Raw genomic sequence first — 16,253 nt, forward strand, 5'->3', positions numbered from 1 at the left:
GGGCGGAGGCCTGATGAGCGCGCGGGCGTTCGGTGAGGGGCTCGGGACCGGCGCGGATCCGGTCGCCGCGGCCGCCGACGCGTTCGGGCAGGCCACCCGCGACCTCGGCGGCCCGCCGGACCTGGTCGTCGCGTTCGTGTCCTGCGGGCCGTCGGGGAACCCGGACGCCGCCGCGGCCGCGGTCTCCGAGGGCGCGCGCCGCACGGGCGCCGGCACCGTGGTCGCGACCAGCGCGCACGGCGTGATCGGGGCGGGTCGTGGCCTGGAACAGACGTCCGCGGTCGCCGTGTTCGCGGCGCGGCTGCCCGGGGTCTCGCTGCGTCCCTTCCGGCTCACCGCGCAGGTGGGGCCGCAGAGCGAGGGCGTGCAGGTCGGCGGCACCCCGGTCGGCCCGCTGATCGAGGGCGCCGAGGCGGCGATCGTGTTCGTCGACCCGTTCAGCTTCCCGGTGCGCGGCTACGTCGAGGCGGCGGACCGGCTGCTGCCCGGGATCCCGCTCATGGGCGGGCTGGCCAGCGGCGCGGATTCCCCGGGCGGCAACCGCCTGGTGCTCGACGGCGAGATCCACGACGACGGCGGCGTCGGCGTCCTGCTCGGTGCGGGCGCGGGGGTACGGACGGTCGTGAGCCAAGGCTGCCGGCCGATCGGGCCGCCGATGATCGTCACCGCCGCCGAGGCCAACCATCTGCGCGAGCTCGCCGGCCGCAGCGCCTACGCGAAGCTCGGGGAGATCGTCTCGGCCCTGCCGCCGGAGGAGCAGCAGCAGGCCACCCGCGGGCTGCACCTCGGCATCGCGATCGACGAGTACGCCGACGAGCACGGCCGCGGCGACTTCCTGATCCGCACCCTGCTGGGCATCGACCCGGAGGCCGGGGCGGTCGCCGTCGGCGAGATCGTCGAGGTCGGCCGGACGGTGCAGTTCCAGGTGCGAGACGCCGCCGGTGCCGGCGAGGACCTCGCCGCCCTGCTGGGCGACCTCGCGGCCCCGGTCTCGGGCGCGTTGCTGTTCTCCTGCAACGGCCGCGGCACCACCATGTTCCCGGACGCCTCCCACGACGTCCGCGTCCTGCGGGAGACCCTCGGCGAGATCCCGGCCGCCGGCTTCTTCGCGGCGGGCGAGATCGGCCCGGTCGGGGGCCGCAACCACCTCCACGGCTTCACCGCGTCGGTCCTGACCTTCGGCCCGTGAGTGGCGATGGTCGCCATGGCGACCATCGCCACTCACGAGGCGTTCCTAGCGGACCAGGCGGAAGAAGGCGCGGATCTCGTCGACCAGGGTCTCGGGCTGCTCGAGGGCCGCGAAGTGGCCGCCGGCGACCGGCTTCGTGAAGGAGCGGATGTCGAGGAAGCGGCGCTCGAGCCAGTGGCGGGGGAGCCGGTTCATCTCCGCGGGGAAGACCGTGATGCCCGTCGGGACCTCGACGACGTCCATGCGCGGTTTGCGGTAGCTCTCCCAGTAGAGCCGGGCCGACGAGGCGCCGGTGGCACCCAGCCAGTAGAGCATCACGTTGTCCAGCAGGCGGTCCCGCGGGATCGCGTTGTCCGGGCGGCCCGCGCAGTCCGTCCAGTCCCAGAACTTCTCGATGATCCAGGAGGCCTGGCCCATGGGGGAGTCCGTGAGGCCGTAGCCGAGGGTCTGCGGCCGGGTGGACTGCTCGGCGGAGTAGCCGGTGCCGAGCAGCATGAAGCTCTTCATGTCCCGCAACGCCTTCTGCTCGTCGCGGGTCAGGGGCCGGCGCTCCTCCTGCGGCGGCGCCTCGGCGAGCGGCATCGTCAGGTGGATGCCCGCGACGGCCTCGGGGATCCCCGAGGCGAGCGCCGCCGTGATCATCGATCCCCAGTCGCCGCCCTGCGCGCCGTAACGGTCGTAGCCGAGCCGGTCCATCAGCTGCGCCCACGCCGTCGCGATCCGCTCGATCCCCCAGCCGGACACCCGCGGCTTGCCGCTGAACCCGTACCCGGGCAGCGACGGGACGACGACGTGGAAGGCGTCCGCCGGGTCGTCCGGCTTCGTGAGCGCGTCGATCAGCCCGAGGTACTCGATCACCGAGCCGGGCCAGCCGTGGGTGAGGATCAGCGGCAGCGCGTCCTCGTGGGGCGAGCGGACGTGCAGGAAGTGGATCTCGAGGGTGTCGTCGCCGCCGCCGTCGAGACCCGTCGTGAACTGCGGGTAGCCGTTGAGCTCGGCCTCGCAGCGGCGCCAGTCGTAGTCGTCGGCCCAGTAGCGGGCCAGGTCCCGGGCGTAGTCCAGCGGCACCCCCTGGGTCCAGCCGTCGACCGTCGCGGGCTCGGGCCAGCGGGTGCGCCGCAGCCGGTCCCGCAGGTCGTCGAGCTCGGCCTCGGGGATGTCGACTCGGAACTCGCGCATGTGTGCCTCGTCAGGGTCGGTCGGTGCGGGACGGGCCGTCGAGTCCCGTGCCGATCATTCCTGACGAGGCACTCGGAGCTGTACTGCGCGCCGCGCTTCGCGGGTCGGGCCGCCGTCGGCGACCAGGTCCGTGCGGGAGATGGTCGCGCCCACCGACCGCGCCCACAACCCCGCGACGAACGGCCGAGAGTGCCCCGCGCTCAGGTGGTGGGGCCGAGCGCGCGGGAGATCCCGCGGGCGGCGGCCAGGACAGCGGGGACGTAGGCGTGGGGGTTGGCCGCGGCGGGGACCACGATCGACAGCGCCGCGACGACCGGCCCCCGCCCCGCGCGCACGGGCGCCCCGACGGACTGCGAGACGAGCTCGATCTGCCGGTCGCTGATCGCCACGCCCGTGCGCCGCACCTCGCCGAGCAGGTGCCGCAGCGTGCGCGGGTCGGTGACCGTCCGCGTGGTGAAACGCCGCACCGGGGCCGCGAGCACCGCGTCGACCAGCTCCGGATCGGCGTGGGCCAGCATCGCCAGCCCGACCGCCGTCGCCGTCGCGGGGAGCCGGGAGCCGGCACGGGACCGGATGGACACGGCGTCCGGCGCCGACAGCCGCTCGACGTAGACGACCTCGGCGCCGTCGAGCACCGCGAGCTGCACGTTCTCCCGGGTCACCTCGTGGAGGTCCTCGAGGTAGGGCATGGCGTGGTCGCGCAGGCCGAGCCCGCGCGGGGCCAGCGCGCCGACCTCCCAGAGCCGCAGCCCGATCCGGTACGGCCCGGCCCCGGCGCCCCTCGTGCTCTCCGCGCGTTCGAGGGCGCCCCAGGTGGTGAGCTCGCCCACGAGCCGGTGCGTGGTCGTCAACGGCAGGCCGGTCCGTCGGGAGATCTCGGTCAGCGTCAGCTCGGGATGTTCCTCGCTGAAGGCGCCCAGGACGTCGAGGACCCGCGCCGTGACCGTCATGAGCAGGCATCCTTCCGGGGAACGGAAGCCGGGTCGAGCCGGAGGCCGGCCCGCGGCATGCTGGCGCATGTGACGTACGCGCTGCCGCGGGACACCCATCCGCCCCTGGACTCCCCGGAGTACCGCAGCACCGGCCTGCGGCATCCGACGCAGCCCCCGGTGCTGCTGCCGCAGCGGCTCACCGAGATCACGGGGCCGCTGCTGCACGGCCAGATCGGGCCGAACGACCACGACCTGACCCGCCAGCACGGCGGTGAACCGCAGGGCCAGCGGATCGTGGTGCACGGCCGGGTGCTCGACTCGGACGGCCGCCCGGTGCCGGACACCCTCGTCGAGGTCTGGCAGGCCAACGCCGCCGGCCGCTACGCCCACGCCCGCGACACCTGGCCGGCCCCGCTGGACCCGAACTTCTCCGGCGGCGGCCGCGTGGTCACGAGCTCCCTCGGCGAGTACTCGTTCACCACGATCAAGCCGGGGGCCTACCCGTGGGGCAACCACCACAACGCCTGGCGCCCCGCGCACATCCACTTCTCGCTGTTCGGGCGGGCCTTCACCCAGCGGCTCGTGACGCAGATGTACTTCCCGGACGATCCGCTGTTCGCCTACGACCCGATCTACCGCTCGGTTCCCGAGGGAGCGCGGACGCGGATGGTCTCCGCGTTCGACATGGACGCGACGCAGCCGGACCGGGCCCTGGCCTTCCGCTGGGACATCGTGCTGCGCGGCAGCGGACAGACACCCTTCGAGGACGCACATGCCTGAGGTGACCCCGTCGCAGACCGTCGGCCCGTTCCTCACCCTTGGCCTGGAGTGGCCGAAGGGTGCGGACGTCGTGCCGCCCGGCACCCCGGGCACGATCACGGTGTCCGGCTACCTCTACGACGGCGCGGGCGATCCCGTGCCGGACGGGCTGGTCGAGACCTGGCAGGCCGATCCGGACGGCCGGTTCGACCATCCCGACGACCCGCGCGGCGCCGTGGCCCCGACCGTCCCGGGCTTCCTCGGCTTCGGCCGGTGCTGCACGGACCCCGAGGGGCGCTGGGAGATCCGCACGCTGCTGCCCGGGGCGCTCCCGGGCGGCGAGGCCCCGCACCTCGACGTCTCGGTCTTCGCGCGGGGGCTGCTGGACCGCGTCGTCACCCGGATCTACTTCGCCGGCCGCCCCGAGAACGCGACGGACCCGCTGCTCGCCTCGCTCCCCGCGGTGCGGCGCGACACCCTGGTCGCCGAGAAGACGGGGCCGGAGGAGTACCGCCTCGACATCCACCTGCAGGGCGACCGCGAGACGGTGTTCCTGCAGGTCTAGGGCAGGTGGGTGAAGGTCACCGAGCGGAAGGCGAAGGTCACCGAGTCCGCGTGGTCCGCGGGCGCGGACTGGTGCGTGGCGGCCGGCCCGCCGGTGCGCTCGGCGCAGGTGCGCTGCGAGAGCACCGCGGTCTGGTCCGTCCGGTTCACCGACTCCGTCCAGGCCGCCGGGCCGGTGACCACCGAGCCGAGGTCGTAGCAGCGGCCCATCTCCGGGTTGACGATCGCATCCGACTGGGGTGACCAGGAGCCGTCGTCCGCGGTGCCGTTGAGGGCCACGTAGTAGCCGTGCGCCACACCGGGCTGCCCGGCCGGGGCCGCCGAGGCACCCGTCGCCGCCACGATCGCGCCGGCCGCGGCCAGCGTGATCACCCCGAGTGCCAGAAACGTGCGCCGCATACCCGCTGCTCCCCGATCGCGTGCCCTGCCCGCCACCCACCCGGGTGGAGATCCATCTCATACCGTCAACGCGCGTACCCCCGGCCGGTGACGGGTATCCGCATGTCGGCCAGGTCACGGTCGGGATGGATCAGCGCCGCTCACAGCGTTCACACAGCTGAGGGCGAGCGCGGGGACAGCCGCGGGTGCGATAACGGAACAGCACACGGGAGACGGGAAGACGCGATGGCGAGCAGGGCCGAGATCGGGGGGCTGTTCCCCTTCGCCGGCATGTTCTCCGACACCGTCGCCCGCCTCGTCGAGACGCGCCGCCGGATCCGCGAGCGGCACCCGGTGGCCACGCAGCTCGTGCGCTTCACCCTCGTCGGCGGGCTCGGCACCGCCGCGAACGCCGTGCTCTACCTGACCCTGCGCCTCGTGCTCGACACCGTGCCGGCCAACCTGGTCGCGCTGCTCGTCAGCACCGCGCTGAGCACCGAGATCAACCGCCGGTTCGTGTTCGACGGGGCGCAGGCCCCGCAGCGCTGGCGGGTCTGGGTGCAGGACCTGGGCACGGTCGTGTTCTACGCCGGGTACTCGACGGGCGTGCTGCTCCTGCTGCACGAGATCGTCACCGGGGCGACCCCGCTGGAGGAGACGGCCGCGGTGACCGCGGCCAGCGTCCTCGGCGGGCTGATGCGCTTCCTCGTGCTGAAGGCGTGGGTGTTCCACAAGCCGCAGGGCTACCGTGCCGAGCATGTTCGGCGAGGAGTTCAGGACGTTCGATCTGCGGACGTCGAGCGGGGTGCGGATCCACGGGACGCGGGGTGGGGAGGGGCCACCGCTGCTCCTGCTCCACGGGTTCCCGCAGAGCCACGTGATGTGGGCGCCGGTCGCGCGGGAGCTGGCCGCTAGCCACACCGTCGTCGCCACGGACCTGCGGGGCTACGGCGGGTCCGACCGGCCCCCGGCCGGCGACGACCACGCGGGCTACTCGTTCCGCGCGATGGCGGCGGACCAGGCCGAGGTGATGGCCGAGCTGGGCTTCGACCGCTTCGCTGTGGTCGGGCACGACCGCGGCGCGCGGGTCACGCACCGCCTCGCGCTCGACCATCCGTCCCGTGTGGAGCGGCTGGCGCTGCTCGACATCCTGCCGACGGAGTACGTGTACGCGCACGTCGACCGGGTCGTCGCCACCGCCTACTACCACTGGTTCTTCTACATCCAGCCCGCGCCGATGCCCGAGAGGCTGCTCGACGCGGACCCGATCGCCTACCTGCACAGCCTGCTCGGCTCGTGGGGCACCGGCCTGGACTCGCACCCGCCCGAGGCCCTCGCCGAGTACGAACGCGCCTTCGCCGACCCGCAGGCGCGGCACGCGATGCTCGAGGACTACCGCGCCGCCGCCTCGGTCGACCTGGAGCACGACGCCGCGGGGGAGCTGATCACCGCCCGCACCCTGGTGCTGTGGGGCGCCCGCGGCCTCGTCGCCCGCAACGCCGACCTGCAGGGCGAGGACGCCCTCGCGGTCTGGCGCCGGAAGGCCGCCGACGGCCTGGCCGAGGGCCACGAGATCCCCGACGCGGGCCACTTCCTGGTCGAGGAGAACCTCCCGGCCACCCTCTCGGCGCTGAGAACCTTCCTGACCTGAAACCCGCGAGTCGGCACTTTCGGTAGGCCGAAACACACGCTGGCGACGCCCTTCCCCCGCGAGTCGGGATCTGACGCGGCGCGGGTCGGGGTGTGGCTCTGCGCGAGTCGGGTGGCTCTGGGCGAGTCGGGTGGCTCTGCGCGAGTCGCGGCTCAGTCCGTCCGGGCCGGGGTGATCTCGCCGCCCCACAGCTCTCGCAATGCCGCCCGCCGCTCGGCGCGGTCGAGCCCGCGGAGGTCCGCGACACCCCGTTCCGTCACCACGACGTCGACGTCGTGCGAGGCCGTGGTGACCGGGCGGGAGAGCCGCTCGACGAGCGTCGGACGGCCCTTCACGGTGCTGGGCATCGCGATCACCGACAGCCCCGCGCCCCGCACACCCGCGGCGCAGAAGTCGGGATGCCCGCCGATCAGGCCCGCGTGCGAGCGGCCGATCCCCTCGACGTTGACCTGCCCCTCGACGTCGATCTCCAGAGCGGCGTTCAGCGCCACCAGGGGTGGGGCGCCCGCGGCGGAGAGCCGGCCGATGTCGTGGGTGACCTCGATCGGACGCAGGATCCGCCGCCCGTGCGCCCACTCGTAGAGCCGCGCCGTGCCGCACAGGTACGAGGCCACCGGATCGTCGATCAACAGGCCCTTGCGGTCGAGGTCCACCACCGGCTCCGGCAGCAGCCCCGAGTCGAACCGGACGGGGACCTCGAGCGCCCCGACCATGGCCTGCGCGAGCCGCCCGGGCCCGACCTGCACCCGCGCCCCCTCGGGGACGAGCGCGGCGACGTGCCGGGCGATCGCCTCGTCCGCCTCGGTGGGGGCGGCGATCGGGATCTCGACGGGCGGCTCGTCCGTCTCCGCGACGACGGTGACGAGCTCCGGCGGGATCGGCGGCCCGGTCTCGGCGAGCGGCGTGGCCGAGGAGATCACGGCCGCGATCGGCACCCCGGCCTCGACGAGCCCACGCTGGTAGGAGACCTCGGCGCCGAAGTGGAGCCCGTCCGGGCCGCGGACCAGCGTCGACAGCAGCAGGTCGGGGCGCAGCGGCCCGGCGAGCAGGGCGGGGATCGCCGACAGCCGGCACGGCACGGACCGGGCGAGCCCCGCGTCGAGCAAGGGCCGCATGCCCGGCCCGCCCCCGACCGTCCGGATCTCGGCGAAGGCCGTCGGATCGAGGTCCGGCGCGGCCGCCGGCGACCAGCCGGTGACGAGCCTGACGTCCTTGCCCGCGGCCGCCCGGCCGAGCGGCCCGAGCAGGGCGAGCGGCGAGCCGCAGCCGTCCGCCAGGGCGACGCGCGTGCCGGGGCGGATCAGGGCGCCGAGAGCGGCGGTCGGGTCGATCATCCGGCAATTCGACCACGCCGGCCGTAGGGTTCGACCATGGCGCAGGAATTCGTGCGTGCCCCGCTGGGTGTGCAGGAGCGGATCACGGCGGACGGGTCGTCTCCGTGGCCCGTCGAGGCAGGGCGCTACCGGCTCGTCGTGGCGCGGGCGTGCCCGTGGGCGAACCGGACCGTGATCGTGCGGCGGCTGCTGGGGCTCGAGCCGGTGCTGTCGATGGGCATCGCCGGCCCGCTGCACGACGAGCGCAGCTGGCGCTTCCACAACGACCCCGGCGACCGGGATCCGGTGCTCGGCATCGAGTGGCTGCGCGACGCCTACGAGAAGGCGATCCCGGGCTACGACAAGGGCGTCACGGTGCCGGCCGTGGTGGAGGTGGCGAGCGGCAAGGTCGTGACCAACGCCTACAAGGAGCTGGAGTTCGACCTCGCCACGCAGTGGACCGCCCACCACCGCGAGGGCGCGCCGGACCTGTTCCCCGAGGCGCACCGGGACGAGATCGAGGCCCTCTCGGAGCAGGTGTTCCACGACGTCAACAACGGCGTGTACAAGTGCGGCTTCGCCGGCTCGCAGGCCGCCTACGACCGGGCCCACGAGGCCTTGTTCGCCCGGCTCGACGCGTTGTCCGAGCGGCTCGCGGACCGTCGGTACCTGGTGGGGGACACGATCACCGAGGCCGACGTCCGGCTGTGGGTCACGCTCGTCCGCTTCGACGCCGCGTACCACGGGCACTTCAAGGCCAACCGGCAGAAGCTCACCGAGATGCCGGTGCTGTGGGCCTACGCCCGGGACCTCTTCCAGACCCCCGGCTTCGGCGACACGATCGACTTCGCGCAGATCAAGCAGCACTACTACGGGGTGCACCGGACCATCAACCCGACGGGCATCGTGCCTCGCGGGCCGCTCACCTCCGGCTGGCTCACCCCGCACGGCCGGGAGGCCCTCGGCGGCCGCCCCTTCGGCGACGGCACCCCGCCCGGCCCGCCCCTGGAGAGCGAGTGCGTCCCCCCACTGACCTAGAACCCCGCGAGTCGGCACTTTCGGGAGCCTGAGTCGCACGCTGACGACGTCGTGGCCGTCACATTCGGCCTCCGAGAAGTGCCGACTCGCGGGAATTTCGGGGGCTCCTCGGAGGGGGTGGCGGCGCTCGGTGGGCGGGCGGGGACACTGGGTGGCGATGCGGATCGAGAGCTTCCCTCCCGGAGACACCCCGCCCGAGACCCCCGGGCGTCCGCGGGCGCCGCGCCGGCGGCGCCGCGCGGTGTCGGTCCTGAGCGCCGGGCTCGTGGTCGGGGCCCTGGTCGCGGGGGTGTCCGTGCTCGCGGGGGCGGGGTCCGGGGTCGCGCTCTCCGCCGCCCCCCAGGCCCCCGGCCCCCAGGCCCCCGCCCCGGAACCGGCCGCGCCCACCGAGACCACGCCGGCCGACCCGCGGCCCACCTGCGCCGCGATGGTCCAGACCCTCACTCCTCGGGACCGGCTCGCGCAGCGGCTGATGGTCGGCGTGAACCCGGCGGACCCGGCCGGCGCCGCGACGATCGTCAGGGACTCGCACGTCGGCGGGATCTTCGTCGGCGGCAACCCCACCGCGATTCTCCAGAACGACGCCCTCGACGCCGTGCAGAAGGCCGGGAACCTGCCCGTCGCCGTCGCGGTGGACGAGGAGGGCGGCCGGGTCCAGCGCATCGACCAGCTCGACGGCAGCATGCCGAGCGCCCGCCAGCAGGCGAAGAAGACGCCCGAGCAGGTGCGCCGGCTCGCCGAGCAGCGCGGGAAGCAGCTGCTCGCGCGCGGGGTGACCTGGGACCTCGCCCCGGACGTCGACGTGTCGGACCAGCCGACGAACGACGTCATCGGCGACCGTTCCTACTCGAACGACCCCGCGGTCGTCACCACCTATGCGGGCGCGTTCGAGCAGGGGCTGCGGGATGCCGGTGTGTACGGCGTGCTCAAGCACTTCCCGGGGCACGGGCACTCGAGCGGCGACTCGCACCTCGGCCGCGTCTCGGTGCCGCCGCTGGCGCAGCTGAAGGCCGCCGACCTCAAGCCCTACACGGACCTGCTCGCGACGCTCGACCACGATCGCGTCGGCGTGATGGTCGGGCACCTCGACGTCCCCGGCCTCACCACGACCCTGCCCAGCTCGCTCACCCCGGCCACCTACCAGCTGCTGCGCGGCGAGTACGGCTTCGACGGCGTGGTGATGACGGACGACCTGGGCGCGATGAAGGCGATCAGCGCCACCCTCGCGCTCCCGCAGGCCGGCCTGACCGCCCTGCAGGCCGGGGCGGACATCGCGCTCTCCTCCAACGTCGAGCCCGTCGGCCCGATCCTCGACACCCTCCAGCAAGCCCTGACCAGCGGAAAGCTCGACGCGGCCGCCAACGACCAGGCCGTCGGGCGGATCCTGGCCGCCAAGGCCCTCTGCCGCAGGTAGGACCTCGTGAGTGGCGATAGTCGCCAGAGCGACCATCGCCACTCACAGGGGCTCTAGAACTTCGCCATCCCCCGCTGCACGGCGTCGGCGAGGTAGGGGCGGAGCTGGTGCGGATCGACGATCCGGTGCACGGACCCGACGGCCTGGGCGCGCTGGATGGAGTGCGTGGAGTCGAACTCCTCGGCGACCGCGCCCAGGACCTCGGAGCGGACGTCCGCGCGGAGCTTCGGGAGCTCGGCCCGCAGCGGGGCCACGTCCGGGCCCCCCTCCGCGATCCGGGCCTCCAGTGCCGTGACCCGGGAGTCCGCGTTGGTGCGCCGCCGGACCTCGCCGGCGAACACCACCGCGGCGGCGGGGGCGCCACCGAGCACCGAGGCGTACGAGCCCTCGACGGCGGCGACCTCCATGTGGTCGTTGAGCGTCGCGGAGAACACCACGAACGCCCCGCCGTGGTAGCGGCTGACCACGCAGAACACGATCGGGCCGTCGAAGTTGACGATGGCCCGGCCGATCTCGGCGCCGTACTCCAGCTGCAGGCTGCGCAGCGACTCCGGGGAGCCGTCGAAGCCCGACAGGTTCGCCAGCACCACCAGCGGCCGGTTCCCGGAGGCCGCGTTGATCGCCCGCGCCGTCTTCTTCGACGACTTGGGGAACAGCGTGCCCGCGGTGAACTGCTCCGGCCCGTCGACCGGGATCATGCCGCGGCGCGCGAGCGGCTTGGACTCGATGCCGATCAAGGAGATCGGCTGGCCGCCGAGGTGGGCGTCGAACACGACGACGGAGTCCGCGTCGTGCATGTCGACCCAGCGCTCGAGGGGCTCGTGGTCGGCGTCCGCGACACCGCGCATGAGCGAGCGGATGTCGAACGGCTTCTTGCGGCCCGGGTTCGTCTCCGGGGAGAAGATCTCGCCGAGCGTCGTGAAGTCCCCGCCCACGTGCGGCGCGACGGTGATGTCGCGCTGCACCGGGTCCGTCGTCGGCGCCGGCCGCGGGAAGCGCTCGCCCGCCACGCGGTAGGTGTGCTCGTAGTGCCGGAACAGCACGTCGACGGCCCCGCGCAGGTCCGGCGCCCAGTACTGCGCCTGCCCGTTCGGACCCATGATCCGGTCGTAGCCGCCGATGCCGAAGTTGTCCTCGGCCGAGACGCCGCCCGAGTAGTCGAGGCTCTGCTTGCCGGTCAGCACCATGGCACTGTCCGGCGTCATGATCAGCACGCCCTTGGTGTGCATGAGCATGGTCGCCTCGGCGTTCCAGTACGGCTGGGCGCCCACGTTGATGCCGGTGACGACGACGTTGATCTCGCCCCCGTCCTGCGTGAACGTGACGATCTCGCGCAGCGCCCGGGAGATCCAGTCCATGTTCTCGGTGCCCGAGTCCATGGCGATCTTGGCTCCGGACGACACGGCGAACCACTCGATCGGCACGTCCAGCTCGCGGGCGAGCCGCACCGCGGCGCACACCCGCGCACACTCCGCCTCGGCCAGTGCGCCGAGCCCGCGGGTCGGGTCGCCGAGCAGGACCACGCGGGTCATGCCCTCGGGCTGCTTCGCCGTCCTCGTGGTGACGGTGCCCAGCACGATGTTGGCGGTGTTCTGCCCGCGCGGCCGGTCCACCGGCCGGGCCGGCTCGACGGAGCCCGTGCCGATGGTCGACTCCGCAAGCTCCGTCTCCGCCACCAGGTCGTACTCGGTGAACTCGCCCAGCAGCGGCACGATCTCGTACGGGTACACCGCCCCGCGCCGCTGCGCCTTGATGACGTTCTGGGCGTAGGCGTCGAGCTCGCGCATGGGCGCCGTGGGCGGCTCGTCGAGCTTGACGGTGAGCCCGGCACCCGGCGGGCGCGACAGCCGCAGGAGGAACTCCCGCTGCTCGGCCCCGTCGTCCGTGCGGAACTGCACCTGCACCTGCTCCAGGCCCAGCGACCCGGTGCGCGCGGCCAGGGGCCGGACGACGGCGTCGAGCTCCTCGACGGGGATGTCCGCGACCGGCCAGACGTGCAGCAGGATCCGGTTCCAGCCGAGCCTGGCCAGCGCGGGATCGGCCCGCCGCGCCCGGCGCAGGCTGTCCAGGCAGGCGTCGATCGCCCGCTCCAGCTCCGGCACCGAGCGGATCCGGCCGGTCTGCTCGTCGCGCAGCACGGTGAGCCGCCGGACGTCCGCCAGGGCGATGAGCCGCTGGTCCTCGGTGACGTGCTTGCCGGTGACGTGGAACAGGTGGACGTCCGTCTCCGACGGCAGCCGGCGCAGGTCGAAGTCCCCGAGCCGCCAGAGCCCGAGCCGCTCGCCGACCAGCGGGTGCAGCCCGCGCAGCGTCCGGTCCTCGACGAGCGTGCCGTCCGGCTCCGGGCGGAACGTGAACCAGACGGGGCCGGGATCGGCCAGCACGTCCGGGTCCGCGGCCCGGTTGGGCCGCACGGCGACCGCGATCCGGTCGACGCGCGGCGGCACGGAGCCGATGGCGGCGCGGACGCGCTCGGCGCGGGCGTCCGGGTCGCCGCCGTCGTCCGTGTGGGTGGAGGTGACGTAGAGGTCGACCAGGGCGGTCCGCCCCTCGGGCAGCTCGTCGACGAGCCGGCGGACCTGGTTCGCCGCCGCCAGCGCCCGGCGCGGGTCGTTGTTGTCGATCACCGTGGCGACGACGGTCCGGTCCCGGCCCGCGTGCGAGTACGAGGCCGTGAGCACCGGCAGCCCGATGGTCTCCCTGACCTGCAGGTCCTCGAGCGTGCGCACCCGGTAGTAGCGCCGGGTCATGACCTCCAGCAGCGCCGCGTTGTGCTGCGCGCCGAACACCCCGAGGATCGGCTCCGAGGAGGCGACGAGCTCGTCGATGCGGGCGGCGCGGTCGCCCGCGCCGGGCAGGGCGTCGAGCTGCCCGCGGACCTCGCGGCGCACGCGCTCCCGCTCGGCCTCGACGGCCGGGGCGTCGAAGCACCGGTAGCGGACCTGGCGGGCCAGCTCGCCGACGACGGGATGCCGCAGCTGCGTGGCCGGGACCAGCTCGTCGAGGGTGCGCAGGTACTCCTCGCGCAGCGCGCCGGGGAGCTCGGCCAGCGAGCCCGGGTCCGCGAGGCGGCGCCCGAGCAGGGCGAGCACCACGCGCTCGTGCGCGGTGGCGCGGCGGTGGGCCAGGAACATCCAGTAGAGCGCGGTGTCCAGGTTCGGGTCCGCGTCGATGTCCGCGACACCGTAGTGGGCCAGCGCGCGGCGCAGCTTCGCCCGGAAGGACTCCGGCAGACCCTCGGCCTCGGCGTCCCGGGAGCGCAGGTAGGCGTGGAGGAACTCCTGCGGGTTGCGCTCCGCGGAGTTGCTCTCGCGGCGGTTGCGCGACAGGGCGGAGAGGTCGGTGAAGATCCGCAGCACGGCGATCTCGCCGGCCAGGTCCGCCGGGTCCGCGCCCTCGTGCCGGGCGCGGGCCTCGTCGAGGCGGGCGAGCAGCGGCGCGGACTCGGCCTCGTCGGCGTCGAAACCGAGGACCTGCCAGCGCAGGGCCGTGAGGACGTCCGCGCCGGGGTCCTGCGCCGGGGCGGCGGTGGTGAGCGCGGAGAGGTCCACCCGGTGCCCGCCGGTGCTCTCACCCGCGTCGTCGCCCGCCGGTTCCAGCCGGACGAGCTTCGTGCCGCCCTCGACCTGCGTGTTCGACGCGACCAGCACCTCGGCCACGGTGCCGGCGAACGGTGCGCGCAGCGCCGTCTCCAGCTTCATGGACTCCACGATGGCGACGACCGCGCCCTCGGCGACCTGCTGGCCGGCGGTCACCGGGACCGAGACGACCATGGCCGGGGCCGGGGCGCGGACCATGCCGGCCTCGCCGCCGGAGATCCGGTGCACCGCGCCGTCGACCTCGACGAGGTAGTCCGAGTCCTGCGGCGCGGAGAGCACGGCGTAGGTGGTGCCGCCGACGGTGAGCCGGCGCTCGAAGCGGCCCGACCGCTCGACGTCCACGTCCACGGCCTGCGGGGTACCACCGGGCACCTCCAGCACCACGCGGTACCGGTTCGCCCTGGTCCGGGCCACGCGCAGCCGGTAGCTCTCGCCGACCGCGCGGACGTCCGTCTGGTGCCAGGTCTCCGCCGACACCTCCGGCCGGCCGCGCTCGGCGGCGGCGAACAGGCGGGCGCGCTGGCGGGCGACGTGCCCGTCGTGCGCCTCGACGGCGGTGGCCAGCAGCGCGACGTCGAGCCGGCGCGGCGGGGTGTAGCCCTGCGCCATCAGCCCGTCGAGCCAGGTGGTGTCGGTGTCCCCGGAGATCAGCTCGGGGCGCTGCAGCAGGTCGAGTAGGAAGGCCTTGTTCGTGGTGCCGCCGTCGATCACCGCGGCGGTCTGGCGCAGTGCGCGCAGCAGCCGTCCGCGGGCCTCGTCGCGGTCCCGGCCCCAGGCGATCACCTTGGCGATCATGGAGTCGAACTGCGGCGGGATGACGTCCCCGGTCGCGACGCCGGTGTCCACCCGGATGCCCGGGCCGGAGGGCAGCGCGAGGTGCTCGATGTGGCCGGGCGCGGGCGCGAACTCGCGCTCCGGGTCCTCGGCGGTGAGCCGGGCCTCGATGGCGTGGCCGCGCGCGGCGGGCGGCTCGGGGGCGATCTCGGCCAGCGTGCCGCCGGCGGCGATGTGCAGCTGCAGCTTGACGATGTCCACGCCGGTGCACGCCTCGGTGACCGGGTGCTCCACCTGCAGGCGGGTGTTGACCTCGAGGAACGACAGCAGCCGCTCCTTGGGCTCGTACAGGAACTCGACGGTGCCGGCGTTGACGTACCCGGCGGCGCGGGCCAGCTCGGCCGCCGACGAGCGCAGCAGCGCCTCCTGCTCCGCGTCGAGCGCGGTGGACGAGGACTCCTCGATGACCTTCTGGTTGCGGCGCTGCACCGAGCAGTCGCGCACACCGAGCGTCCAGACGTCGCCGGTCGCGTCCGCCACGACCTGGACCTCGACATGTCGGCCGCCGCGGATCGCGCGCTCCAGGAACACGGTCGCGTCACCCGCGGTCCGGGCCGCCTCCGACGACGCGCGCTCGAAGGCCTCGGGCAGGTCGGCGGGGGTGGCGACGTACCGGATGCCGCGCCCGCCGCCGCCCGCCGTGGCCTTGACCATCAGCGGGAAGCCGGTGGCCTCGGACTTGGCGACGGCCTCGGCGACGTCCGCGACCGGGCCGCCGGACCAGGCGGCCAGCGGCACCCCGACGCGCTCGGCGAGCCTCTTGGCCGCGATCTTGTCCCCGAGGTCGCGCATGACCTCGGGCGACGGGCCGATGAACGTGATGTCCAGGCGCCGGCACAGCTCGGCGAACTCGGCCTTCTCCGAGACGAAGCCCCAGCCGGGCCACACGGCGTCGGCGCGGGCGACGGTCAGCGCCCGCTCGAGCTCCGCGTGGTCCAGGTAGGGGGAGGGGCCCATGTAGTCGGGATCGTCCGGGCCGATCAGCACGGCCTCGTCCGCCTCGCGCACGTACATCGCGTGGCGGTCGACGGCGGTGTGCAGGGCGATGGTCCGCAGCGGCGCGGACCCGCCCTCGGCGTTGCGTTCCCGCACGGCGTGGATGAGCCGCATGGCGGGCTCGCCCCGGTTGACGATCGCGATCCGGTGGAAGCTCACGGGTGCCATCCTGCTATGCCCCACCCTCCGCGCGAACCGCCGAGGGGGATGTGACCATCGGGCGATTGTGGGACGGCGTCATGCGGCGGCCTCCTGGTCCGGGTGCGGGCACGTGGGCGGATCCGGAGCGTGCGCAACCGGTGCACGGGTGGTGACGGGCGGTGCATCGACCGTATCCGGCCCGCGGCGTGCGCGGAACGTGACCTCCGACGTCACACGGTCCCGGCCGTGGGGAGTCCGGTTCCGGT

The 16,253-nt window shown here is 74.1% G+C and carries 12 protein-coding genes; 7 read left to right on the forward strand and 5 right to left on the reverse strand.

Features of this window, described 5'->3' with window-relative positions; genetic code table 11:
- Positions 1-13 precede the first annotated feature (13 nt).
- On the forward strand, positions 14-1,189 hold the full coding sequence (locus ABD324_RS13775; RefSeq protein WP_344416248.1) for an FIST signal transduction protein: 1,176 nt from the start codon (positions 14-16) through the stop codon (positions 1,187-1,189).
- Positions 1,190-1,234: 45 nt separating this feature from the next.
- Here the strand turns inward: ABD324_RS13775 and ABD324_RS13780 are convergent, their stop codons facing one another.
- Positions 1,235-2,368: an epoxide hydrolase family protein gene (locus ABD324_RS13780; protein WP_344416250.1), complete on the reverse strand. Its 1,134-nt coding sequence runs from the start codon at positions 2,366-2,368 to the stop codon at positions 1,235-1,237.
- A gap of 200 nt (positions 2,369-2,568) precedes the next feature.
- Entirely contained in the window at positions 2,569-3,318 is a 750-nt protein-coding gene (locus ABD324_RS13785) for an IclR family transcriptional regulator (RefSeq protein ID WP_344416252.1), read from the reverse strand.
- Positions 3,319-3,387: 69 nt separating this feature from the next.
- On the opposite strand from ABD324_RS13785, the gene pcaH reads away from it, so the two are divergent.
- Both pcaH and pcaG read left to right on the forward strand, forming a co-directional pair.
- A complete protein-coding gene (pcaH, locus tag ABD324_RS13790; protein ID WP_344416254.1) occupies positions 3,388-4,080 on the forward strand; it encodes a protocatechuate 3,4-dioxygenase subunit beta in 693 nt (230 codons plus the stop codon).
- The gene (gene pcaG, locus ABD324_RS13795) at positions 4,073-4,624 is read left to right on the forward strand and encodes a protocatechuate 3,4-dioxygenase subunit alpha (protein ID WP_344416256.1); all 552 of its coding nucleotides are present in this window, start codon (positions 4,073-4,075) and stop codon (positions 4,622-4,624) included. The genes pcaH and pcaG overlap by 8 nt, the downstream gene beginning before the upstream one ends.
- Here the strand turns inward: pcaG and ABD324_RS13800 are convergent.
- A complete protein-coding gene (locus ABD324_RS13800) occupies positions 4,621-5,022 on the reverse strand; it encodes a hypothetical protein (RefSeq protein ID WP_344416258.1) in 402 nt (133 codons plus the stop codon). The genes pcaG and ABD324_RS13800 overlap by 4 nt on opposite strands.
- A 225-nt stretch (positions 5,023-5,247) precedes the next feature.
- Between ABD324_RS13800 and ABD324_RS13805 the strand changes: the two genes are divergently transcribed.
- Both ABD324_RS13805 and ABD324_RS13810 read left to right on the forward strand, forming a co-directional pair.
- Positions 5,248-5,916: a GtrA family protein gene (locus ABD324_RS13805; protein ID WP_344416260.1), complete on the forward strand. Its 669-nt coding sequence runs from the start codon at positions 5,248-5,250 to the stop codon at positions 5,914-5,916.
- Positions 5,807-6,652, forward strand: a complete 846-nt coding sequence (locus ABD324_RS13810; RefSeq protein ID WP_344416398.1) for an alpha/beta fold hydrolase — start codon at positions 5,807-5,809, stop codon at positions 6,650-6,652. The genes ABD324_RS13805 and ABD324_RS13810 overlap by 110 nt, the downstream gene beginning before the upstream one ends.
- A 152-nt stretch (positions 6,653-6,804) precedes the next feature.
- On the opposite strand, the gene ABD324_RS13815 is transcribed toward ABD324_RS13810, so the two are convergent.
- Positions 6,805-7,986 carry an acetyl-CoA hydrolase/transferase C-terminal domain-containing protein gene (locus tag ABD324_RS13815; RefSeq protein WP_344416262.1) on the reverse strand — a complete coding sequence of 394 codons (1,182 nt, stop codon included), beginning with the start codon at positions 7,984-7,986 and terminating at the stop codon, positions 6,805-6,807.
- A 36-nt stretch (positions 7,987-8,022) separates the two neighbouring features.
- On the opposite strand from ABD324_RS13815, the gene ABD324_RS13820 reads away from it, so the two are divergent.
- Together ABD324_RS13820 and ABD324_RS13825 are read left to right on the forward strand one after the other, a co-directional pair.
- Positions 8,023-9,003, forward strand: coding sequence for a glutathione S-transferase family protein (locus ABD324_RS13820; protein WP_344416264.1), 981 nt, complete (start codon positions 8,023-8,025; stop codon positions 9,001-9,003).
- 157 nt (positions 9,004-9,160) lie between these two features.
- A complete protein-coding gene (locus tag ABD324_RS13825) occupies positions 9,161-10,417 on the forward strand; it encodes a glycoside hydrolase family 3 N-terminal domain-containing protein (RefSeq protein ID WP_344416266.1) in 1,257 nt (418 codons plus the stop codon).
- Positions 10,418-10,470: 53 nt separating this feature from the next.
- Here the strand turns inward: ABD324_RS13825 and ABD324_RS13830 are convergent, their stop codons facing one another.
- On the reverse strand, positions 10,471-16,005 hold the full coding sequence (locus ABD324_RS13830) for an ATP-binding protein (RefSeq protein WP_425565837.1): 5,535 nt from the start codon (positions 16,003-16,005) through the stop codon (positions 10,471-10,473).
- Positions 16,006-16,253: the final 248 nt, after the last annotated feature.

It is taken from the genome of Pseudonocardia ailaonensis (assembly GCF_039531635.1).
GTDB lineage: Bacteria > Actinomycetota > Actinomycetes > Mycobacteriales > Pseudonocardiaceae > Pseudonocardia > Pseudonocardia ailaonensis.